This is a genomic window from Phaeodactylibacter sp., assembly GCF_022763345.1.
Classification (GTDB): domain Bacteria; phylum Bacteroidota; class Bacteroidia; order Chitinophagales; family Saprospiraceae; genus Phaeodactylibacter.
Window position 1 is genome coordinate 48,567 of the sequence record NZ_JALEGS010000011.1, and the last position, 23,137, is coordinate 71,703.

The 23,137-nt window shown below is 52.9% G+C and carries 17 protein-coding genes; 4 read left to right on the forward strand and 13 right to left on the reverse strand.

Features of this window, described 5'->3' with window-relative positions:
- The first annotated feature begins 51 nt into the window (after positions 1-51).
- Positions 52-1,917 carry a tRNA uridine-5-carboxymethylaminomethyl(34) synthesis enzyme MnmG gene (gene mnmG / locus MRY86_RS01965; RefSeq protein ID WP_293564517.1) on the forward strand — a complete coding sequence of 622 codons (1,866 nt, stop codon included), beginning with the start codon at positions 52-54 and terminating at the stop codon, positions 1,915-1,917.
- 229 nt (positions 1,918-2,146) lie between these two features.
- Here mnmG and MRY86_RS01970 read toward each other — a convergent pair whose 3' ends face one another.
- Entirely contained in the window at positions 2,147-2,752 is a 606-nt protein-coding gene (locus MRY86_RS01970) for a ribonuclease HII (protein WP_293564519.1), read from the reverse strand.
- Positions 2,753-2,804: 52 nt separating this feature from the next.
- Between MRY86_RS01970 and MRY86_RS01975 the strand changes: the two genes are divergently transcribed.
- Complete coding sequence (locus MRY86_RS01975; protein WP_293564521.1) at positions 2,805-5,318, forward strand: DUF5686 and carboxypeptidase-like regulatory domain-containing protein; 2,514 nt, start codon at positions 2,805-2,807, stop codon at positions 5,316-5,318.
- Positions 5,319-5,323: 5 nt separating this feature from the next.
- On the opposite strand, the gene MRY86_RS01980 is transcribed toward MRY86_RS01975, so the two are convergent.
- Complete coding sequence (locus tag MRY86_RS01980) at positions 5,324-5,860, reverse strand: hypothetical protein (protein WP_293564523.1); 537 nt, start codon at positions 5,858-5,860, stop codon at positions 5,324-5,326.
- Between the two features lie 152 nt (positions 5,861-6,012).
- Here MRY86_RS01980 and MRY86_RS01985 point away from each other — a divergent pair, with 152 nt between their 5' ends.
- Positions 6,013-7,947, forward strand: a complete 1,935-nt coding sequence (locus MRY86_RS01985; protein WP_293564525.1) for a CBS domain-containing protein — start codon at positions 6,013-6,015, stop codon at positions 7,945-7,947.
- A gap of 69 nt (positions 7,948-8,016) precedes the next feature.
- On the opposite strand, the gene MRY86_RS01990 is transcribed toward MRY86_RS01985, so the two are convergent.
- The 6 genes from MRY86_RS01990 to MRY86_RS02015 all read right to left on the reverse strand — a co-directional run bounded on the left by MRY86_RS01990 (position 8,017) and on the right by MRY86_RS02015 (position 16,128).
- Positions 8,017-9,864, reverse strand: coding sequence for a M56 family metallopeptidase (locus MRY86_RS01990; RefSeq protein ID WP_293564527.1), 1,848 nt, complete (start codon positions 9,862-9,864; stop codon positions 8,017-8,019).
- Complete coding sequence (locus MRY86_RS01995) at positions 9,861-10,241, reverse strand: BlaI/MecI/CopY family transcriptional regulator (protein ID WP_293564529.1); 381 nt, start codon at positions 10,239-10,241, stop codon at positions 9,861-9,863. Before MRY86_RS01995 ends, MRY86_RS01990 begins: the two co-directional genes overlap by 4 nt.
- Before the next feature lie 267 nt (positions 10,242-10,508).
- On the reverse strand, positions 10,509-11,570 hold the full coding sequence (locus tag MRY86_RS02000) for a serine hydrolase domain-containing protein (RefSeq protein ID WP_293564531.1): 1,062 nt from the start codon (positions 11,568-11,570) through the stop codon (positions 10,509-10,511).
- Positions 11,571-11,638: 68 nt separating this feature from the next.
- A complete protein-coding gene (locus tag MRY86_RS02005; protein ID WP_293564533.1) occupies positions 11,639-12,511 on the reverse strand; it encodes an OmpA family protein in 873 nt (290 codons plus the stop codon).
- 147 nt (positions 12,512-12,658) lie between these two features.
- On the reverse strand, positions 12,659-13,570 hold the full coding sequence (locus tag MRY86_RS02010) for a hypothetical protein (RefSeq protein ID WP_293564534.1): 912 nt from the start codon (positions 13,568-13,570) through the stop codon (positions 12,659-12,661).
- Between the two features lie 125 nt (positions 13,571-13,695).
- Positions 13,696-16,128 (reverse strand): agmatine deiminase family protein, encoded by a 2,433-nt coding sequence (locus tag MRY86_RS02015; protein WP_293564536.1) that lies wholly within the window; start codon positions 16,126-16,128, stop codon positions 13,696-13,698.
- A 142-nt stretch (positions 16,129-16,270) separates the two neighbouring features.
- Here MRY86_RS02015 and MRY86_RS02020 point away from each other — a divergent pair, with 142 nt between their 5' ends.
- On the forward strand, positions 16,271-16,858 hold the full coding sequence (locus MRY86_RS02020) for a hypothetical protein (protein ID WP_293564538.1): 588 nt from the start codon (positions 16,271-16,273) through the stop codon (positions 16,856-16,858).
- Positions 16,859-16,861: 3 nt separating this feature from the next.
- Here MRY86_RS02020 and MRY86_RS02025 read toward each other — a convergent pair whose 3' ends face one another.
- Genes MRY86_RS02025 through MRY86_RS02045 form a run of 5 tightly spaced genes read right to left on the reverse strand, consistent with a single transcriptional unit; the run spans position 16,862 to position 23,067 of the window.
- Positions 16,862-17,428: a hypothetical protein gene (locus MRY86_RS02025; protein ID WP_293564540.1), complete on the reverse strand. Its 567-nt coding sequence runs from the start codon at positions 17,426-17,428 to the stop codon at positions 16,862-16,864.
- A complete protein-coding gene (locus MRY86_RS02030) occupies positions 17,425-18,663 on the reverse strand; it encodes a hypothetical protein (protein ID WP_293564542.1) in 1,239 nt (412 codons plus the stop codon). Before MRY86_RS02030 ends, MRY86_RS02025 begins: the two co-directional genes overlap by 4 nt.
- Position 18,664: 1 nt before the next feature.
- Entirely contained in the window at positions 18,665-21,340 is a 2,676-nt protein-coding gene (locus MRY86_RS02035) for a hypothetical protein (RefSeq protein WP_293564544.1), read from the reverse strand.
- A 39-nt stretch (positions 21,341-21,379) separates the two neighbouring features.
- The gene (locus tag MRY86_RS02040; RefSeq protein WP_293564546.1) at positions 21,380-21,688 is read right to left on the reverse strand and encodes a DUF4286 family protein; all 309 of its coding nucleotides are present in this window, start codon (positions 21,686-21,688) and stop codon (positions 21,380-21,382) included.
- 29 nt (positions 21,689-21,717) lie between these two features.
- The gene (locus MRY86_RS02045) at positions 21,718-23,067 is read right to left on the reverse strand and encodes a TlpA disulfide reductase family protein (protein WP_293564548.1); all 1,350 of its coding nucleotides are present in this window, start codon (positions 23,065-23,067) and stop codon (positions 21,718-21,720) included.
- Between the last annotated feature and the right edge of the window lie 70 nt (positions 23,068-23,137).

Genomic DNA, 23,137 nt, shown 5'->3' on the forward strand with positions numbered 1-23,137 from the left:
AGCGAATACCGTACTTTTGCAAGTCCGAAAATTACAAGACCGATAACGATTATGTTTCCAGAATACGATGTGATTGTAGTGGGTGCCGGGCACTCGGGATGCGAAGCCGCCGTAGCAGCAGCTAACCTGGGCTCCAAAGTGATGCTCGCCACTATGAATATGAATACCATCGCGCAGATGTCCTGCAACCCGGCTATGGGCGGCGTGGCAAAGGGTCAGATTGTACGTGAGATTGACGCCCTGGGTGGTTACTCCGGTATTGTGACCGACCACACGATGGTGCAATTCCGCATGCTCAACCGCTCCAAAGGGCCGGCCATGTGGAGCCCGCGGGCCCAAAGCGACCGTATGCTCTTTGCGGCCAAATGGCGGGAGTTGCTGGAGCAGCATCCTAATATCGACTTCTGGCAGGAAATGGTCACAGGCATTGTGGTGAAAGACGGACGGGCAACCGGTGTGCGTACAAGCCTGGGGCTGGAAATCCCGGCAAAGGCAGTCATCCTGACCAACGGCACTTTCCTCAACGGCATTATCCACATCGGTGAAAAGCAATTCGGTGGTGGCCGGGCGGGCGAACGTGCTTCCAAGGGTATCACCGAGCAACTCGTGGAGCTGGGCTTTGAAGCCGGCCGCATGAAAACCGGTACACCGCCCCGCCTCGACGGCCGCTCCATCGACTGGTCGCAACTGGAGGAACAACCGGGCGATGAAGATCCGGGCAAGTTTTCCTACACCGATACTCCAACGCTGAAAAAACAGCGCCCTTGCCACATCGCCTACACGAGTCAGGAAGTGCACGACACGCTGAAGGAAGGCTTTGACCGCTCCCCTATGTTCAACGGGCGTATTCAGGGCCTGGGGCCACGCTATTGCCCTTCCATTGAAGATAAAATCGACCGCTTTGCTGACCGCGACCGGCATCAGCTTTTTGTAGAGCCTGAGGGTTGGAATACCGTTGAGATTTACGTCAATGGCTTCTCGTCCTCCCTGCCGGAAGATGTACAGTACAAAGCGCTGCGGAAAATCCGGGGTTTTGAAAATGCCAAGATGTTCCGCCCGGGCTATGCCATCGAATACGACTTCTTCCAGCCTACGCAGCTGAAGCTTACGCTGGAAACCAAGCTCGTCGACCGCCTTTACTTCGCCGGACAGATCAACGGCACCACCGGTTACGAAGAGGCGGGCTGTCAGGGACTGATCGCTGGCATCAATGCCCACCTTTCCATCAGAGAGGAAGCGCCATTTGTGCTGCGCCGCTCCGATGGTTACATCGGTGTGCTAATAGACGACCTGGTCAATAAAGGCACCAAGGAGCCCTACCGCATGTTTACCTCCCGGGCCGAGTACCGCATCCTGCTCCGGCAAGACAATGCCGACCTCCGCCTGACGCCCCTGGCCCAAGAGCTGGGCATCCAAGGTGCGGAGGAGCGCATGCAGCGCGTACTGGCCAAGCAGGAAGCCGGCGAAGCCATCAGCAAATTTGCCCGCAAGCTCAGCGTGGAGCCCGGTGAAGTCAACCGTTACCTGGACAGTCTGGGTTCGCAGCCGCTTTCGCAAAAAGTGAAGCTGCACAGCCTGCTCCTGCGCCCGCATGTGGATATTGCCAGGCTGCGCACCGTCCTCCCTGCCCTGGATGAGTTCCTCGGCAACTACGAGCCTGAGTTTATCGAGACGGCCGAGACGGATATGAAGTACGAGGGCTACATTGAGCGCGAGCGCGAGCGGGCCGACAAGATGAACCGCCTGGAAAATGTCCGCCTTTTCGATAACCTGGACTACCAGCAGCTGACTTCCCTCTCCAAGGAGGCCCGCGAAAAGCTATCCCAAATCCGTCCGGAAACTGTGGGGCAGGCGAGCCGAATCAGCGGGGTTTCTCCGGCGGATATTTCGGTGTTGCTGGTGCATATGGGGCGGTAGGTTTTTCTGTGTTTTTTGGTCAACTGTTTTCAAGAATTGATCGTGACATTTCCACCCCCTGAATCCACCTCCAGCGGGGGACAGTCGCTGCGCTTGGGGTGAGGGCGTTGAGGTGATCGCAGTGGCTTCAAGCTTCATACTGCAACATACGAAGCAGCCCTAAACCTTTGGCTCCAACCTAAGACAAAACGCTACGCTACCTCACGCTACCCTGAAATCAACCAAAAACCTACTCCCAAAGCCGCCCCTGCTCTGCATTCGGCAAAAGGCGGAACGACTGCCGGTGGTGTGGCGTAGCCCCGTGCGCCTGTATGGCTGCCCGATGTGCTTTGGTAGGGTAGCCTTTGTTTTTGTGCCAGTCGTAGTGGGGGTGTGTTTCGTGAATCTGCATCATATAATCGTCGCGGTAGGTTTTGGCCAGTACGGAGGCGGCAGCGATCGACAGATACTTCCCGTCTCCCTTGATGATGCAGTGGTGGGGCAGGTCCTGATAAGGTTTGAACCGGTTGCCGTCGATGAGGAGGCATTCCGGTATGGGGTCGAGTTGAGCGATGGCCCGGTGCATAGCCAGGAAGGAGGCGTTGAGGATATTGATCTCATCGATTTCTTTCGGGGCCACCTGCGCTACAGCCCATGCAATGGCTTCGGCTTCGACGATTTTACGCGCTTCGTACCGCTGTTTTTCTGACAATTGTTTGGAATCATTGAGCAACGGGTGCTCAAAATCTGTTGGTAAAATCACAGCCGCTGCAAAGACAGGGCCAGCAAGGCAGCCGCGACCGGCTTCATCGCAGCCTGCTTCAATTTGATTTTTGTCGAAAAAGGGCAATAACATTATCGCGAACAGTTGAATTAGTGGCCACAAAGATATAGCTTACGTCCAAGAGATGATGAAAAGTCCAATATTTATACTACTCCTCCTGCTTACAGCCGCTCCACTCCTGGGGCAGGTGACGCTGCGTGGCCGGGTGATCGATCAAGATACCAAGGAGGGCGTACCTTTTAGCAACGTATTCTTCGAAGGCACTACCAAAGGCACCTCAACTGATGTGGAGGGTTATTATGAATTTACGGTCGAGGAACCCGGAGACAGCCTGAGCGCGAGCGCTATCGGTTATGATGTGGTGCGTAAGCCAGTGCTGCCGGACCTCGCAGAGCAAGAGATCAACTTCTACCTCGGTGGCTCCAGCCTGACCCTCAACGAGGTGGTGGTTATTGCTGGTGAAAACCCGGCTAATGCCATTGTAAAGGGCATTATCGACAACAAACCGCAAACCCGTATGAGCGCCCGGGAGTCCTACGCTTACGAAAGCTACGCTAAAATTGAGCTGGACCTGGAAAACATAGACGCAGAGCTGCGCAACAAAAAACTGCTCAAGCCTTTCGACTTCATCTTCGAGAATATCGACAGCACTTCTGACGAAAAGCCTTTCCTGCCGATTTACATCAATGAAGTCCTTTCCGATGTGTTGTATGTGAAGGATGCGGGTCAGCCCAAACGCATTATCAAAGCACAACGCGCTACCGGCACGGACAATCAGACCGTCATCGAGTACATCAAGCGCATCCACCTGGAGTACAGCATTTACGACGACTGGATTTACGTGCTGGACAAGCCCTTCGCCAGCCCTTTTTCCAAATCGGGGCTCAACTACTACGAGTACTACATCATCGACAGCGCCATGGTCAACGGGCACTGGAGCCATCAGCTCAAGTTTAAGCCCAAGCGCAAACAGGAGCCAACTTTTTACGGTGATTTTTGGGTGGCAGATTCCACGTTTGCGGTACAGCGTGCCAATATGCGGATGACGCCCGATGCCAACATCAACCTGGTCAGCCGTATCATTATACACGAAGAATATGAGCCGAGGGGTGAAGCCCCCAACTGGGTGCCGGTCAAGAAAAAGATGGTGGTCGACTTCTCCCCCGCTGAAAATGCGCCCGGGATGATCGCCCGGCGGACCGAGACCTTCAAAGACATACGACTCAATCAGGTTGGCACCAAACAGGATTACATTGAGAAGGAAGAATTTTACCTGCTCGATGAAGTCAAGGTAGAGAATGACTCCTTCTGGCAGGCTGCCCGCCACGAGCCCCTTTCCAAAACAGAACAGCAGGTCTACACCATGGTGGACAGCATTCAGAATATGCCTTTGTTCAAGACCTATGTGGAAGTCCTCGAGACCATCTTCGTAGGCTACCTGCAAATTGGCAAAGTAGAAATCGGCCCTTACTCCTCCCTCTACAGCTTCAACCCGGTGGAAGGCGACCGCTTTAGTATTGGCGGGCGGACTACACGGGAATTCAGTGAGCAACTGCGCCTGGGTGGCTTCCTAGCCTATGGCATAAAGGACGAGCAGTTTAAGTATGGCGCTAATGTGGATTGGATCATGAACCGTAAGCCCAGGACCATGGCGGGCATAGCTTATGTGAACGACATCAGCCTCAACAGCGAAAACAGTGAAGAATTTGTGCAGGGCGATTTATTTTCCGGGCTTTTCCGCCGGGACCTGTTGCAAAAGCTGATGCGTGTACGGGAAGGCAAAGTGTACTACGAACGCTTTTGGAAAAATGGCTTGTCCAACCGCGTCACCTTCCTGCACCGGGAGATGGACCCCTACGGCGGTATTTTTCCGGACGGCCGCGGCTTCAACTTTTCTTATCTTTCCGACCCTGGCCGACTCACCGACATTGATACGACCATCCGCACGACAGAAATCATTTTCAAAACCCGTTACGTAAAGGATGAGATGATTGTGGACGGGGACTTCAGCCGCAACAGCTTTGGGTCTAAACACCCCATCATTGAATTCCAATATACCCTGGGCGTTGACGACCTCCTCGGTGGGCAGTACACTTACCACAAGCTCAACCTAAGCTACCGGCACTACTTCTACATGAACCCTGTAGGCTGGATGTCTTACCGCATCCGGGCCGGCAAAGTTTTTGGCAACGTTCCCTTCTTGTTGATGGAAGTCCATCCCGGTAATGAGGGCTATCTGGTAGGGCGCAGCATTTTCAATATGATGACACGGTATGAGTTTGCCAGCGATACCTACGCCAGCCTGATGCTGGAACACCACTTCGACGGGTTCTTCCTGAACCACATCCCGCTTTTGCGAAAGCTTAAGTTCCGTTCCTACGCGACCTTCAAAGCGGTGATGGGCCGCCTTTCAAACGCTAACCGAGATGTCAACCGGCTCAATCTCTTCGAGCCTACGGATGCCAATACTTATCCGGGCTTCCGGGCACCGAGCCATCATCCCTACATGGAGGCCAGCGTGGGTATTGAGAATATCCTGAAAGTCTTTCAAATCGAGGCTGTCTGGCGCCTGAACTACCTGGACAATCCACAGGCACGGCGTTTTGGGCTAAGAGGGGGCGTGGCTTTTTACTTCTAAGTTACTTACCGGTAGGCTCTGAAGACCATATCCAGTTGGGACGCGTAGTTAGCAGGTGGCGAAAAGGCAAAGAAAACGACGATCTCCAGCCGGACACTCTCCCGGAATAAATCCCGTTTGGCATTCCGCAGCCCGGGCAGCAGGTCAATGCGGTCATCTTCAGGGTAGCGCTGTAGCTGATCGATGTAGAAGACTTCATCGGCTGGTGTGCAATTTTCTGTGCCATCCTTGCAAATCCGGACTGAAATGCCTTCCAGAAAAACATAGTCAAAACCATCAAGGCACCGCAAAGTGGCCGAATAAGCGCTAACCTCAGAAATCGCCGAGGTATCTGTGTTATTCTGGTTGAGAAAGAAGTTGATATTGGTGGCCACCCCACGGATAGCATAAGCTCCCGGGAGCACAGGGCTTTCCCCGGCTTGAATGGTGAAGCGGAAATTCGGGTAAGCCAGGTCAAACAACGGCTGACGGTTATCGCGACGGCAGGCCGCGAAGATGAGCACTGTAAGGAGGATGTAAACCAATTGCTTCATAATGTTCATAACAACCAAATGGCCGTAAAGATTGTGTGCGTGGGCTATCTTAAAGATCACAGTTTTTCACACAGCTCAGGCAAGCAAAATTAAAAACTAAAATTATGCCTGCCTTTCCAATTATCAACTATATTTAAGCAGCTGAACAAAACGACACACTTATGGGCGAGCAAAGAGTCTCTCTGGTACAAGACGAAGTATCTATGCAACAGTTTGTTAAGAAACTGCTGCGGGATGTACAGGCATTGGAATACATGCTGGACAATGACTGGTTTGAAAAGGACATCGTCCGCATCGGGGCAGAGCAGGAGATGTGCCTGGTGCACCGAAAAACCTACAAGCCAGCTACGATTGCCATAGAGGCACTCGAGCACATGAAAGAATACGACTGGGTGGAGACGGAGCTGGCAAAGTTTAACCTGGAAACCAACCTCGACCCCAGGGAGTTCACCGGGCACTGCCTGAGCGAGCTGGAAAAAGAGAACGCAGGCAAGCTGGATAAAATCAGTGACAAGCTCAAGGACCTCAAGGCACGGCTCATTCTTACGGGTATTTTGCCTACGCTCCGAAAGTATGACCTGGAAATGCACAACCTGACGCCAAAGAAGCGCTACTATGCACTCATGGAGGCCATCAATTCCCAGCTGCAGGGCAATGCCTATGAACTGCGTCTTTCCGGCATTGACGAACTGCTGCTGCGGCATAATTCTCCACTGCTGGAGGCTTGCAATACCAGCTTCCAGGTCCACCTGCAGGTAAGCCCAAACAACTTTGCCCCCTTGTACAATATCTCACAGGTACTGGCGGCCCCCGTTATTGCAGTGTCCGCCAATTCACCTATTGTCTTCGGCAAACGCCTGTGGCATGAGAGCCGTATTGCGTTGTTCCAGCAGGCCCTGGATGTGCGTACCACCAATGAGCACATGCGGCAGCGCAGCCCAAGGGTCAGTTTCGGTACCAACTGGCTCAACGAATCCATCATGGAGATTTATAAGGAAGATATTGCGCGTTTCCGGGTGCTGCTGAGTGCGGATGTGGAAGAAGATTCGATTAAGCTGCTTGCAGAAGGTAAGGTACCCAAGCTTCGGGCCCTGCAGGTACACAACTCTACAGTGTACCGGTGGAACCGTCCCTGTTATGGTGTAAGCCCGAACGGACAGCCCCACCTGCGCATTGAGAACCGGGTCATCCCTGCCGGCCCAACCGTTGTGGATGAGGTGGCAAATGCTGCTTTCTGGCTGGGAGCTATGGAGGGCATGTACGCCGCTTACCCCGATATCCGGGCTAAAATTGGCTGGGAAGATGCGCAGGATAATTTCATCAAGTCCGCCAAGTTTGGTATTGATACCAAATTCACTTGGTTTGGCGACCAGAAGGTAACGGCCACTGATCTCCTGCAGCAGGAACTCATCCCACTGGCACGGGAAGGCCTGAAGCGGCGCAATGTGGATAGTGGCGACATCGACCGGTATTTGGGCATCATCGAGGAGCGGGCTAAAATGCATATGAGCGGCTCGCGCTGGCAGCTGCGGGCTTACACCAAACTGTCCAAGGAAGTAACCCGCGATGAAGCCCTCTGTGGCCTGACCGCCTCCATCATCAAAAACCAGAAAGCTAACAAACCGGTGCACACCTGGGAGCTACCGAATGCAGAAGACATGCCCGATTATAAACCCGCACGCCTGATGGTCGATGAGTTTATGGAGACCGACTTGTTTACGGTGCAAAAAGATGACCTCATCGAACTCGTCGCAGAGCTCATGGATTGGCGCAAAATCCGCTATATGCCTGTGGAGGACTCTAAGGGAAAACTCGTAGGGCTCATTACTTCCCGGCTGTTGCTGCGCTACTACACGCACCAAAGCCGGCTCAACGGCAAGGCCGCAACCTGTGTGAAGGACATTATGATTAAAAACCCGATCACTGTGGGACCCAATGAGACGATCGTGCAGGCCATGCGTACGATGCGCGACAAAAAAATCGGCTGCCTGCCTGTGGTGCAGAATGATGAACTGATCGGTATCATCACAGAAATGGATTTTCTGCGCATCACTGGCCGCCTTATGGAACGGCTGGAGGCAGAATTTGAGGACTAATCAAGAGCTGGCGACTTCCCCCGGTTGAGTGGAAGTCACCAGCCTTTCAAGGTGAGACCTAGTAATCAATTACTGGGCTTTATGCTGATTGAGCTCTTTTTTGCGCTGCTTCATGGCCTTTTTTCTGGCCCTGGCTTCTGCTTTAAGCATTTCCTTTCGGCGCTCCATTTGACGAGCCTGGAGCTCGTGCTGCCGCTCCAGTTGATGCATTTGGCGTACGCGAATTCGGTTCTGGGTTTCCAGTACCCGCTGTAGTTCTGCTTCCTGCAATTCAAGCTGCCGCTGCTGGTCTTCCAGTGCAAACTCCTGGTCTTCTAACTGCCGCTTTGCCTCTTCCAGTGCCATCTCCTGTTGCTGGAGGGCACGCATTTGCACAAGGTAAGCTTGCTCCTGCCCCTCCTCTTCCAATGCTTCCAGTTTTTCTTCCTGACGCTCCAGCTCCAATGCTTCTTTTTCCAATTCAAGCTCCTGAAGTTCGAGTTCGCGCTGCTGAGCTTCCAGTTCCTGCATAGATTGTTCCAGCTCCAACTGGGCTCCATACTTTTCTGACATTGCCTCGTACAAAGCGCGCTCTTGCTCCATCAGCTTAGCCTGCAGCTCTTTTTCGAACTCAATCATCTGGGCTTCCAGGGCTCTTTCCTGTTCGCGTAGGGCGCGCTCCATTTCAATCATCTCTCGTTCAATCCGCTCCTCAGCTTCCGGTTCCGGAGGGAGGGTGTCCTTTTCTGGTTTTATAAGAAGGTCTGGTTCTGTATCTCCGTTTCTTTGTGGCTCAGGCTGTAGTTCCAATGCAGGCTGTTGAACAGAGTCTTTGTGTGTTGCTGCAGGTGGCCCTTCTGGTATTTTCAGAGCTTCCAATCCTTCAGGTTCCAAAGTCACTGACTGTTCAGCCTGGGTGGGGGTAGAGAAAGCCAATAGTATCCCCGCAAAACCTGTGACCAGGATGGCCCCGGCTGTCCTACCTGAAATTAACCGCCCGCCAGTTTCCTGCCCTAGGATTCGCTGCACCCGCTGTAGTACAGTACCTCCAGCAAAGGCCATCGACAATCGGCGACCGTCTACCCGCCAGGATTCTGCATTGGCCAGCGCCGTTACATAGGTAGCTGCATTGCCGGAAATTTCGATGGCAAGATCATCGCAGGCGTGCTCCCGTTCCGTCCGTATCCGGCTGCCCATCCACCAAACGAAGGGATGGAAAAAGAAGACCGTCTCTATGGCAGCAACCCCGATATTAACCAGGTAATCATAGCGACGGATATGCGCCAGCTCATGCAGCAGAATCTGCTCCACCTCTGCTGTGGAAAGGCCGTTGAGCATACCCACTGGCATTAAGATGACGGGCTTGAGCACGCCGCTCACCATAGGGCTGTGAATGCGGGCCGTTTCCTTCAGGTATACTGGCCGGGTGAGTCCGGTTCGCCGGGCCAGTTCCCCCAGGCGGCCCGTCCAGCCGGCACTTGCCAGGCTGCAGCGATAGTGCCTCAGGTGCTGTAAATACGCATACTCTCCTATCAAACGCAGCGCAAGCAGTATCACCCCGAGCAGCCAGCCCCCTGCAATGAGCGGTAAATAAGGCTCAAAATAGTTGGGTGAAACAGTCGGGTGACTTGAAGCAGGTGTTGGCAAAGCTACATCAGGGGTTATTACTGTTGGGTTCAATGCTACTGCTGCAACTGCGTTCAAAACAGGTGCAGCGGGATCATACAGCCATACAAAAGTGGCCAAAGCAGCCAGCAGTAGGCTAAGCATCGCGCCAATGGACATTAAATACCGAAAATTAGGTGTGCGGCTACGGCTGAAAATCAGCAGCAAAGCCAGGCTTAGCGCAATGGCAGCCCCTTGCCACAGGGAATGCAGAAGAGTCCACCCCAGCGCTTCGGCCAGAGCGGGGTCAATGAGTCGGGTGAGATCATTCATGATTTGGATTGATTTTCAAGTTTTCGGATGATTTCTTTTAGTGCTTCCAGGTCTTCCGAATCGGCTTTGGTGTGCCCAAGGGCTTGTATCGCCAATTGCAGGGGAGAACCCTGGAATACGGTATCGACCATTCGGTCAACCAAGGTCGTTTTTACGGCCTTCTCTGTTACAATGGCTTCATAGAGGTGGGTCCGGCTGGAGGTGTCCCGCTGCAGGAAGCCTTTTTCTGTCATGACTTGCATCATCTTCAGGGTTGTCGTGTAGACCACTTCGCGGTTTTTGCTCAGCTCGGTATTCACAAAGCGTACACTGCAGGGGCCATGCTTCCATAGGATTTGCAGGACTTCCAATTCTGCTTCGGTCGGTTTTTTCTTCATCGTTGCTTTGTTGACTCGGGTACTGCATCGCAGTAGGTCTTTTGCTAAATTCAAGTACTACGATAAGCATCGTAGATACAAACATATACGATAATTATCGTACTTGCAAGTTTTAGTACGATGATTATCGTATATCATGGCTCCAAAAGGAACTCCCCATGCTACAAATAATTAAAAATCAGTGATTTGCCCTTAAAATAATTTAGCTTAAATGCATTACCATTAATGCTCCGGAAAAGATTTACACAAAACTGGCAGCTTTAACCCTCACTTTTTCTCTGAATATGCCGTTAAGTCTATTGCAAAAGTTGCTATATCAGGATAATTTCCTGAAGTGTTTGACAGTACTACAATTACTGTCTGGCTTTTAGGGATTATCATCAATTGGCTTGTACAGCCTGTTTGCCCGCCACTGTGCCCGATAACTAAATTCTCATTTGGAGGCGGGCCGTACAAAAACCAACCAAGCCCGTACTTGTTGCCGTCATATTCCACAGGTTGTACTTCCAACATTTGATCCAAACTCTTTTGAGCGATTAGTTTGCCCTCAAGCAAAGCATTGCCGAACTTCATTACATCTTCCAATGTGCTGAGATAGCCACCTCCGGGTACCCGGTTACTCAAGTCATTTTGTTTTCCTGCCCTTGCTCTCCTTCCGTTATTGTGGTAAAGGCAAGACTTACCTGGGTACTCCTTTTTAATATCCTCAACGTAAGTGTGCTCCATTCCAGCTGGTTCAAAAATATACTGGTCCATATATTCCGCATACGGCATAGCAGTGACCGCTTCAATAATTCTTCCCAATACCACATAGCCATAAGTGGTATAAAAATACTTCTCCCCGGGATCAAACAATAAAGGCCTCTGAATGAAAACCTGCATTGCATCCTGCAAAGTGTTGTAGTGGACCGTGTTTTCAATTTCCTCCTCTCCCAGGTACTGAGGCATTCCTGAAGTGTGGGCCAAAAGTTGTAGCACAGTAATCTGCTTTTTGTCTTTGGGCAAATCGGGCAAATAAGTTTCGATAGGGGCACTCAGGCTAATACGCTCTTTTTCTACCAGCTGCATGATGGCTACCGCTGTAAAATTCTTAGCTATTGATGCGATCCTCGTCAGGGTAGTTGCGGTGAAGGGAGATTCACTATCCTGGCAGCTCCATCCGGACGAATTGGACCACCGGGTACTGCCATTGACTGAATAAGCCGCTGTAATTCCGATGTTTTCTTTCTTTCCCGTTAACTCAACCAACCTTTGATCGGGGTCAAATTCCTGACCTGAGCTACTGACTACAGCCGTAAACAACAGAAATATCAAGACTTTCATTTTCATAGTGGCTATATTTTATTCGTTTAAAGGGCATGATAGCCCGCAGGCCCAACAGGACTTAGCACCTATATTTAATCCAAAGCACGCTTCAAATCGCGCAGCAGGCGGCGCTGCCCGAGCTCTATCCGAAACTCCATACGCTCGTTGAGCAGCCGGCCCTCTTCCGTTGAATTGGAAGCGCGGGGAGCAAAATCCCCCTTGCCCGCCACCGTTACCCGGCTGGTGCTTAGCTCGTATTTCCGGGTCAGTTCGTTCACCAGAGTTGCAGCCCGCATGGCACTAAACTCCCACTTGCTGTTGATGCTGTTGCGGCGCAAGGGCTCGTTATTGTTGTGGCCGATGACGGTGAGCTGTAGCGTGGGATAATCTGCCAGATACCGGCTGATGATCAGCAGGGTTGAGTCGGCCTCCCGTTCGAGGCGGGTGGTACTGCCCGGATAAAACAGATAATCCGATAGCACAGATAACGACAAATAGCCACCGGGTTCCACATCAAGGGTAAAAGCAGCGGAATCCCGCCTTTGCAAAGTATCCAGCAGCTGAGCACCAAGGGTATCAAGCTCGGCATTGCGGGCTTCCAGCAAGGCCTGAAAAGCGGCAATTTTGGTATCTCTTTCGGCAATGAGGGCATCGCGTTCCCGCAGGCGGGCATCCAGGTCCTCCACTTCATTGGAGCGCTTTTGCTGCAACTGTTCAATTTCATCATCCAAGGCGATGATGCGGTCTTGCAAATTGCGCTGACTAGCGAGCAGGGCTGTATTCTCCCCGCGGCGCTCAGCAGTATCCAGTCGCAACTGGTAAACGAGATTTGTGGTGGAATCCAACCGGTAAGTTAAGCTGTCTGCCACCGCATCAGCAGTAGCGAGGGCAGCCAGGTGCTTTTTTTTGCTTACACAGGATACCAGCAGCAGGGGAAACAGTCCAATCCAAAGTATTTTCCTCATTTGCAGACGATTTAGCCCCACAAATATAGCCTTCCTGATCTGTCCGCTGAAAAATACTCGCGCGTTCCTGAAATCAGCGAGCCCCGAAAAGGCGCAGAAGCTTTCCCGGGGCTCGAATAGTTTTATTGGAATTTATTCCGGCCAGGTTTAACGCAGCCGTATGCTGGAGGAGCCCAGCATACCGATTTCCGTAAAGATGGACACCCGGTAAAACCCAGCGTCAAGTTTATCTTCCAGGTCGTATACGAAAGATAGACGTTGGTTCTCAGCAATATCCACATCTTTCGCTTTGACGGCGATGATGTCCATTTCCTGGTTATTGACAATAGTTTTTGCCTTTACCGGATTGGCAGCAGCAATTGGCGTTCCCTTGTCATCGTTAATGGTCAGATAAAGGGTACGCAGTCCCTGCAGCTCGTCCGGCACACCAGTCAGGTCGAAGCTGACCCGGATGGTCCGTACACGGCGCGCTTTGGAGGTTACTTTGTCATTGCCTTTTTCCAGCTCTACCTGAAAGGCAGAAGCTTTAAAGTTTTCCAGCGTCAGCCGGCTATTTTCCTCTTCAATGGTTCGCCGGATGTTGTTCAGCTGCTCAATCTCTTCTTTGGAAGCCGTGAGTTCGCCTTCCATGACGCCCATAGCCTGACGCAGGGAGTCATTCTCAGCTACTAACCCCTGAATATTGGACTGCAGCTCATCCTTCAGAGACATGAGTTCCTGAATCTCAGCCCGCAGGGCATTGATCTCCGAGGAACTTTTCGCACGGATATTCCGGATGGCAGCCTCTTTTTGCGCGATGGTTTCCTGCGCTTGTGCAATATCGCCTTGCAATTGGCCATTTTGCTCAGCAAGCATGGTATACTCACCCTGTAGGCTATCCACTTCTGAAAGCAGGTCTTCTCTGAGGCTTTCCAGGTCTTCCACTGTACCTTCCAGTTTATCCCGGACGCCTTCCAGTTCCTTACGTTGATTGTTTTGGTTGAGCCCCCAAATACCGGCGGCGATAAATAGGATGGCTAAGATAACGATGGCGGCAATCATGCCTTTCTTCTGGTCCATAGTTGTTACAGTTAGTTGGTTTTGATGATGAAACTTGTCTTTTTTTCAAGCGTGCTTCTTCCCCCCTAACGAAGTGCAATGGCCAAATCGCATGATTGCCTCCACTTTTTTTAACATTTTTTTAATTATTCCACAATGGTCATTCTCAGCGTGGTCCGGGACTGCCCCTGACTGAGCTGCAGGTTGTAAGTCCCCGCCGACAAGCCCTCCACAGGCAGCTGTAGTTGATGCCCTCCTGCCGATATTTCCGTTTGACCGCTGCGCAGGCGCTGCCCGAATTGGTTGGTCAGGCTCCAGGCCATGACACCTGCCTTGGGGCTACGAACGGACAACTGCGCCTGATTGACTACCGGGTTGGGGAATATCCGCGCTTTGAGCCCACCGGTCTCTGCAAATGAAGCACTAGAAGGGTCCAGGTCAAGCACTTCAATCAGGTCCAGGTAAATGAAGTTGCCATAGTCACCAACATTTTCAAATTCTATTGTCACAGCTTGTCCTGTGAAATCTGCCAGGGAAACGGTTTCCGTACGCCATTCCTCACAACCTTCAGGCACGAACGGGCTAATTTCCGGGCTTGCTGTTGCCAGGTCGCTGCCAAAGGCTTCATACACGGTGGTTTTATTGCCATCGCAATCGATCAGGTTTACCCTCAGCCCATCGGCAATACCGGTCGTCTTCTGGGCATGAGCCACATCAAAACGCAGCGTGGGGTCATTCAAACTGCTCAGGTCGAAATTGGCACGCAGGTAATCGCTTGTATTGCGGGTATCGACCAGGAAGTTGTTGATGCGCATGGCACCGGGGTCGCAGAAATCAAAGTCAACCCGTTCCCAGGCCGCGAGGTCACCCTCAGGGTTCTCCACCGTCCACGTTGCTGCCGGGAAAGCATCTTCAAAGGTCTCCAGGTAAGGCTGTTGCAGTTGCCGCACTTCCACATGGTTCATTTGTGCCAGGGTATCAGCAATACTGCCTTTGTAGGCGATTAGCTCCACGGCATAACTGCCTCCTTCCGAATAAATAACGGTTGGCATTTCCGCCGTTGAAGTTGCCGGCTGCCCACCTGGGAAATACCAACGGATACTGTCATAGACACCGGTCGTCAGATTCTCAAATAGCACCGGCTCGCCTGGGCAAATCTCGCGGGCTTCCGGCCCAAAGGCAGGCTGAAGAGCATCCACTTTAAACCGGAAATACCCCTCCGGTGCCACGATAGGGCGCACCTGAGATTTCCCGCTATTGGCTTCGGCAGCCAGGTAGTATTCCACTACCGTATTTTCCGGGAAGGGTGGAATGCTGCTTGTCCAGACGGACTCGGATGTATCAGAAAGCACCATATTAACTGTGGTATAATCAGCCTCGCCAGCCGTTCGGTAGTTCAGCGTGGCCTCTGTAATGCCGCTCTTGTGCTTGATGATCGCGCTGAGTGGGTAGGCTTCTTCCGTACTTTCCTGATCGCGCAGGCGGGCGTGGGCTATCCACAGCGGATCGTTCACGCCTACCAGCTTGGTTATGCAGTGGATCGCACCAAGGCTGGGGATGATACCGTTGCAGTCAATGCCCACGATATTGTAGCCGGGCAGGGCTTCTTCATAAATGCGCAGGGCGGTGGTATCGTACTGCTCATCGTAAGTAGGCACAAGCACTGTGCCATTCACAAACAGCGAATTGGTGTAGGTGCGGTAGTCCCCATTTTGATCCGGATAGCGCCCCTGGGCGTCCGGTGGCATGGGGGTTCTTATGATTCGGTAAGAATTACCGAATGGTGTCGGCACCTCATTGAGCAGGTACTCAATATTGGCTTCGATCTGCGGGCCATCGGACACGCCTTCCGGGTACTCCCCAATGATAATGGTTTCTTCGTCAATGAAGCGCATGTGCATATCGAGGTGGTGGATCACATCGTAAGGCAGCGCAGGCAGCTTCACATAGCGGTCTACACCGAAAAAGAGGTTGGCAATCTGGTCGATCTCTGCTTCGGTCTTGAAGGGGTTTTCCTCCAGAATCAGGTCAGAGGAAAAAATGGTGCCCATACCATCGCGGAGGTTATTCCCACCGCTATGCACCCAATCGTAAGGCGGCTCAATGGCTTCATAAATGGGCAGCCCGAGGTGCTCGGCGATGAAGGCCGGGATTTTATCATCATTGGGTCGCCAGGGCCGGTTGTAGATGTAATCCGCAATCATCAGGCTGTCTACATCATTGTGGTAAATCGTCCAGGGCCCGTAGTCCCGAATCCAGATGGAATCGTACTCCGGGCTGAGGATTTCGACATTTTCCAGGGCAACGTTCCCCGAGCTGAGGTAATTCGAAACGGCAGAAGGGTTATCAGCAAAGATGATGACTTTGCATTCGGCTGAGCCGTGCCGCACGATCTCCCTGAGCAGAACCGCATGCTGATTGCGCCAGCTTACCAGCAGTGCCTGTGATTCTTCCCACTCGGCCATCAGGCGTACCGGGGCAGGGGGTGGATCTGTGCTGACCTGCTGCGCCAGAGATGGGGTAGCAGGCAGCAATAATAGCCAAACGAAGCAGATAAGAAGTGTAGACCTTAGTTGCATAGGATGAGTTTTATAACTCTTAAAGATACACCGATACCGCTACTTTTTAAAAGACAACTTGGGATTGCGTCGCCGAAATTGCCAGAACGCTGCTATCAGCCTACCTAAAAGGTTGTACCTTTTCGTAAAGAAAAAACAGCGTATGCCCGTTTTTGAAGAAAGTGGCCTGCAGTTTGGGTTCGATAGCCGATGGACGGTACGCAAGTACGATGCCCACCGCTTTTTTCAGGGCTTCAGCGGTGCCGGGCTGAAGGGGGTAGACTTTATTGCCCTTTCGGGAGATACATTGCTGTTGCTGGAAGTCAAAAATTACCGCCGGCGACGGTCCTGGCAAACGGAAAACCCTTTTGACCGTATTTTGGAAGCGCCGGAGGCTTTCGCCGGGCATATGGCGGGCAAGTTTCTCGACACCCTGCGTGCGCTCCGGGCCATTGGCACTTACTATCGCCGAAAGTGGTTATTCCGACTATTCCGCCCCATCTTGCTGAGGCGTTCCGGAGGGCACTCCGACTGGGCATTCTGGGCACAGGTGGATGCACATCTGCAAGGCAGGCAACCGGTTATCGCGGTGCTTTGGCTGGAAACCGAACGAGACCAGGCTGTCTTCCGCGAGCAGCTAAGGCAGTCCCTGAAAAACCTGCTTGAAGATGCGGTTCAGGAAGTGCAGGTGTGTCATCTCGGCACAGGCCAACTACCAGAGGGTATTCAGGTGCGCCTTGCCCCTAAATAGGCTCTACTCTTCCTCCTCCACCAACCGCTGATTGTAGCGGGCTACCGAACGGGCGAATTCCAAAAAGTACTTATGTGCCGGGGTAAACCGGAAAATCTGATCGTCCAGCTTTTCAATGATGCGGCGGCGGTGCAGGCGGTTGTAGAAATTGCGGCGGGCCTGGGCGTCCTGCAGGTTGGTAGTAGCGTCAAGGACTTCCCGGAAGGAAGACATTTCAAACATTTGCTCTACCTGCTCAAACTCCAGCGTATGAAAAGAAAGCTGCTCCAGCAGGTTGTAGCCCTCCCGGTCGAGCTCATAGCATAATATGCCCAGGAAGATGCACACATCGCGCGAAAGCGGGTCGCTGTCCCGCCCACTTTGCAAAAAGGCGTACTCACTGTGGTATTCCAGGGACAACCCAAAGGACTCCCGAAAAAAAGCCTGGTAAAAATCCACATGCTGCTTAAGCGTCATAAAGGCAGGGTCGCCTTCCAGGAGAAAACGCCCGTCGACCAGCAAGGCTTCCACTACATCCTGATGGCCCTCGGGGAAATTGATTCGGCGTTCTGCAGAGGTATCCCTATTCATAGAGCAGTTGTTTTTTGAGCCGTAGCTTCCTGTGTTTTGCGGCGCACCTCCATGACCGGCAGGTCAAAGACAGCGGACTCGATTTGTAATTGGATGCGGCCTTCGCTAAATTCGGCTTCATACTCATCGGCTTCTTCAAAGAGCAGGCTGCCAATTTTGAGGAAGCGCTCGGTAGTGGGCATGGCTTCGTGTGCCTGCATCACCTCATAGCACCATTCGAAGTAGTTGCCTACGGGGGCCGCAGCCTTCAGTGCCTGCTGGTAATGGCGGCGGTTGAAGTAGACCTGACGGGTGTTCACCGGGGCGGCTTCTTCTTCCTTAAGGACAATATCGGCCGGGCGGCGCTCAAACTGCTGCAGGAACAGCTCCAGTCCCACACCTATATTACTGCCCGTGAGCGTGAACAACCGGCGCGCGGGCATCACCGGTACTTCGTGCAGGAAAGGCCGCTCCAGAAAAAAAAGCCAGCCACTGAGGATTTCCGACTCCGTCTGCAGGCGCTCAATCAATGGCAGCAGCTCGCGGGTCACCACATGAGATTGCCGGAGAATGCGGGCCTCGGCTTCGCGCAGCAGCTCATGCAGGCGCTCAAAGCGTTGCCGTATGCCTGTATGTGGATGGTTGAAGCGCTCCACATTAACATAAGCGGATACCTGGTTGAGCAGGTTGGTAATGGACTGCTTTTTCTGGACATCAAGGATGCGGTTGAGCGGTTCGATGTAGTATTCGATCAGGTGGCGGGCGCGGCGTACCCGCTCACTGTAGGGGATTTCGCCTTTGTTGGCCTTGAGGTACTGACTGTTGCGCAGCAGCTGGCTCGTATTGCTCTCTACATTTTCCAAAAACTCCTGTAGTTCCTGGTAAAAGGCGTCGAGGCGTTCAGCCAGGATGAGAATGTCATCGTCCCGGAAAGCCTGAATGCGCTTGAACAGCTCCAGGAAAGCCTGCCGGTACTTGGTCAGCTCCTCGGGCAGCAGTGGCTTAAACTCGTTAAGCAGAAAAGCCAGAAAGCCCCGCACCGGCTCGTTGATGCGGAAGCCATTGGGCTGGCTGACCACCAGTTTGTAGTCCAGCATCCGCTTGACGATAACGTCCGCTTTTTCTTCTGTGGCTTCTTCAAACAGATCCCGACCAATGATGCTGTGCTCCAGTTGCAGGCGGTAGAGCGTGCGGAACAGCTCGAAGTTGTCTTCGAGGAAGCGGAGGGCCTTATCTGGTTCTGCTTTTAAGATCATGCTATACCGCTTGGGCTACCTGAATAACGTGTTTTTGCTCATCGACCACCAACTGCCCGCTCGGCTGCCGCTGAATGAGCAGGTACTGGTCAAAGCCGTCCACGATGTCCGGGGCGGCAAAAATGGGATAAAAGTGGTGCTCTTTGCAGAACTCCACGAGCTGTGGCCGGTTCTTCCCGTCGATGGTGGCAATCTCGTCGATAAACAAGACCACCCGGTTGTCTGAGCTGCGTTGCGACAGCCGGCTGATGACCGCCATGACGATGATGAGGCGCAACATCCGGTCGGTACCATCCGACTCCACCTGCCGCCCGAGGTTGACCGAGCGGACTTTACCATTGATGGAGAGCCGCAGCTGCAGGTTGAACAAGTCGCTAAAGGCGATGGCTTGCCCTTTCTCGAGATACTCCCTCAAAATATCCAGCCGCTTGGCGGTATGGTCGGGCATGCGGAACAGGCCATCGGTGGTGAGGGACAGCTCAGCGATGGACCGCAGGTCGTTCTGCAGGCGCTCGTTGGGCTCAAGCAGCACATTAAGGGATTCCAGATTGGAGATTTGGATCTCGCCCATCGTCCGGTTGAACTCATGGTGCACAAAAGCTTTGAACTCCTCATAGGCATCCAGGAAACGCTGAGCCGGGTTGGCAAACTGCACGGCAATGCTTTCCAGCAGGCTTTCGATACTTTGCTGCTTATCCCCAATCGAGAGCATTTCCTGCTCCAGCTGGGTGACAAACTGTTGCTCGTCGGCCAGGTCAAACTGGGTTTTGTCTTTGAGCTGCTGGAAGAGGCGCTGCCGGGCTTCCCGTTTTTGAGCCACCTCTTTGCGCAACTGCTTGATCTGATTGAATAATTGCCGGATGGCATCGGGCGTGCGCACCATTTCCTGCGCATCAGGCTCCATAACGGGCAGGTTCATTTCCTCCACTTCCCGCTGATCGCGTTCCATATCACGGGTGGACTGCTCAATGCCCTGCACCTCTTCCTGCAGCTGTCGGATAGCACGCTGCCGCCGCTGCAAGTCCTCCTGTACGGTGCGGTATTCCTGTTCGAGGGTATTGAGCTGCTTCTCCAGCTTGCGGATGGCTTGCTGCTGGCTTTTCAGTTCGTTTTTGATTTCCGGCAGCCCACGCACCTGCAGCAGGGACTCCTCCAGGTCCTGGCGTTCGGCCTTGGCAGCTTCGAGTTGTTTTTTGAGTTCGGCGCTGTTCTGAGCGGTGTCCATCAGCTGGGCATAGCGATCGCGTTCCTGCTGTAGTTCGGCGACTTCTTCCGCCAGTTGCTCGGGGTTGCTTACTTCCTGCATAGGAAAGTCCTCAGGCAGCTCAATCTGACCGTCGAAGAGCTCAATGAGGCGGCTGGCCTTACTGATGGGCTTTTTGATTTGCGCCTTAGGCAGGCGGGCGATATCCGGATGCAGGATGCTGTTGAGCAGGCGGCGCTGGGCATCATCTTTCGCGAGGTGGGCAACGAGCCAGTCGTTGATATCGGCCTGCTGTGCCGCTTTGCGCTGTATTTGCTGATCAAGGCGCTCAATGCGGCGCTGCAACTGCTCTGGTGGCTGGGCGGCATTGGCAGCATACTGCTGCAGCCGGAACCAGAGCTGCTCCACTTTCTCCTGCTGATTTTGCAATTGTTGCTCCAGCAGGCTTTCAGCGGGGAGTTCCAGGGCTTGCTGCTGCTGTTGCTGTAGGGTTTGGGCGTCGCTCTTCAATTGCCGAAGCTCATAATCAAGACGGCCCTTTTGCTGATTGATGCGGTCGTTCTCCACGCTTTTAGCCTGAAGCTCGCCCTCCATTTGCTCAATCTCCTGCTTTTTGCGATGGCGCTGCTCCATGAGTGTGGCCCGCCGCAGGTTGGCACTGGCGAAAAAGGTAGCCGCCTGCTGGCAAAGCAGCTCGTAGTGGGCTTTCACTTCGCTGACCAGGCTTTTGAACTGGGTGAACTCTGCCTCAATATTTTTAAGTACAGACAACTGCTGGCTTTGGTAGCGCAGGCGGTCAATCTGCTGTATATTCTGCCGGCTGTAGCTCAGCTCGTCCTGATCGCGGCTGTCGGCAATCAGCAAGATGTCCTTGAGCGCCCGGTTGTCGATGAGTTTAGAGTTGATTAGGTAGCGGTAGACTTTATTAAAGCTGTTGTATGTACCGCTGATCTTGCACTTGTCGGTAAGCCAGACCACGGCATCATTTCGGTCCCCAACCTGATAGATGTGCTTGAGGATTTCCTGGACCTGATCGATTTTTTTGACCTTAGCGCCTGCTTTGACGGCGGTGCGCATTAATTCCTTATAATTACGGAGGTGCTGCCCATCTGCCTGTTCTTCAAAGAAATAGCTGCGTTGATAAGGCTGATCGATACGGGTGTAGAGCACCTCATTGTCGGCATTGCGGTGCACGAGCATGCAATAGCGGCGGTCCCGTTTTTTGACCTCGAAGAGGATAAAGCTCCGCTCCGGGCTTGGGAAGTAGTGCGCCAGGGTCTCCTTGTCGGCAGTCCGCTGCCCGCTGAAGTTCATCAGGCGTTTATTGACCAGGAACAGGAAGTTAAGGGCATAGATCAGGGAGCTCTTGCCTACGTTATTGGGGCCTACCAGCTGCAGGGAGTGGCCGTGTTCGAATCCGACCTCTGCCATTTTGTAGGCACAGGAGTTAATGAGTACGAGTTTGGTCAGCATAGCCGACAAAGATAAAAAAACAAGGCTAAGAATGCAGGGCTACAGTACTTTCATCAGGGTGCGAAAGGATACGAACTTCCCTTTATACCGGTCCTGATGGTCTTTCTGCAACAGGTAGGCATGCTTTTCCTGATAGAGTTGGTAGGTGGTCATATTGGGGCTCAGGTACTGAATGCTGTAGGTGAAGCCATCGGACTCATCCGTACCCAACAGGCGGGAAATCCGGTGCTCGATGAACATGCCGGTTTCCATGACCGCCGGGATGTGCACCCGGCGCATCCACCGCAGCCAGTCTTCATGCACATCGTGGTCTATTTTCACCGTAACATTATACAGGATCTTGCTCATGTTTATTTTTTAGCATTTGGTAGGAAGGGCTATTCCCCAAAGATTTCGGCCAGTTTGACTTCAAGGGCTTCTGCGCGAAGTTTGTTGGCAATGACGCTGCCGTCTGCGTCAACCAGCACGGTGTGCGGGATGGAACGCACTCCATACATTTGAGCGACTTCGTTCTGCCAGCCTTTCAGGTCACTTACGTGAGGCCAGGTCAGCCCATCGGCTTCAATAGCTGCCAGCCACTTATCGCGGTCCCGGTCCAGGCTGATGCCCAGTATCTCAAAACCTTTGTCTTTGTACTTTTCGTAGACTTTTACTACGTTAGGGTTCTCCCGGCGGCAGGGGCCACACCAGCTTGCCCAAAAGTCAAGCAAAACGACCTTTCCCCTGAAGTCCGACAGGCTCAGCGGTTTTCCCTCGGGGGTATTCTGCGAAAAGTCCGGCGCGCTGCCGCCTTTCATCAGGTTTTTCATCTGCTCGATCTCCGCATACATGCTTGCCGCGGCATCCGGGTCTTTCTCTTTGTAAACGTCAATGAACGCCTGTGCGAAATGGGCAAAGCTTTGGCTGTTCCTTTGCTTAAGTCCTGCCACGACCCCGGAGAGCGCCAGCTTGTGTGTCGGTGTGCCAGGCGCTATGCCGGACATTGCACCCTCGATAAGCTGCTGCTGCCGTTCCGCATTAATACCGATGCTCGCCAGCGTGGTGGCATATTCCTGGAACTTTTCGAAGGTCCAGGGCAACTGTCCGTATACTGGCTGGGAAAAGTCCACAAGGCCAAAAAACTCATTGGCGAAGTATTCGATTTCATTGCCGTAGCCTTCCGGGTGGTTGTGGTAGCTCAGGTAGGTATTCAGCCGTACGATGGGGCCAAACAAAGGGTGTTGTTTTTCTGCTTTTTCAAGCAAGGCCAGCTTCTTTTCGTCCAGGGCTTTCATATCAGCCACGACTGCAGCCCTGCCGGCGCTGTCCCGTTTAGACTGATAACGGCGGATCAGCCCCGCGCCTTCCTGCTTGAGGGCATTGATTTCTGCTTTTAGCGCCTGATAGTTCGTGTAAAGAGGGGAATTGCTGACGGTAGCCGTCCTGATCTTAAGGCAATTACCGGACAGTCGGACGGTATCTTCTTCACCAAGCAATAGAGGGATCATATTGCTGCGGCTTGTCCCGATGTAGAAGAAGCCCGTCTCCTGCTTTGGCAATCGGACCTGATACTGATCCTCTCCGGTTTTCTCTACTGATTGGACCGGATAGAACTTGCTGCCGTCAAACTTCAGGAGGGCCAGCGGTTCCTGGCAACCGGCCAGATTCACTTCTACCACGACTTCCTGAGCCGGTGCTGCAAGAGTAAAAAGGCATAGTATCCATATGGAAGACAGTAACTTATGCATGGTCTTATATTTTGGCGTTCCAAAGGTAAAATACAAAAGGTGAAGCATTTTACCACTCCACCTTTTGCCC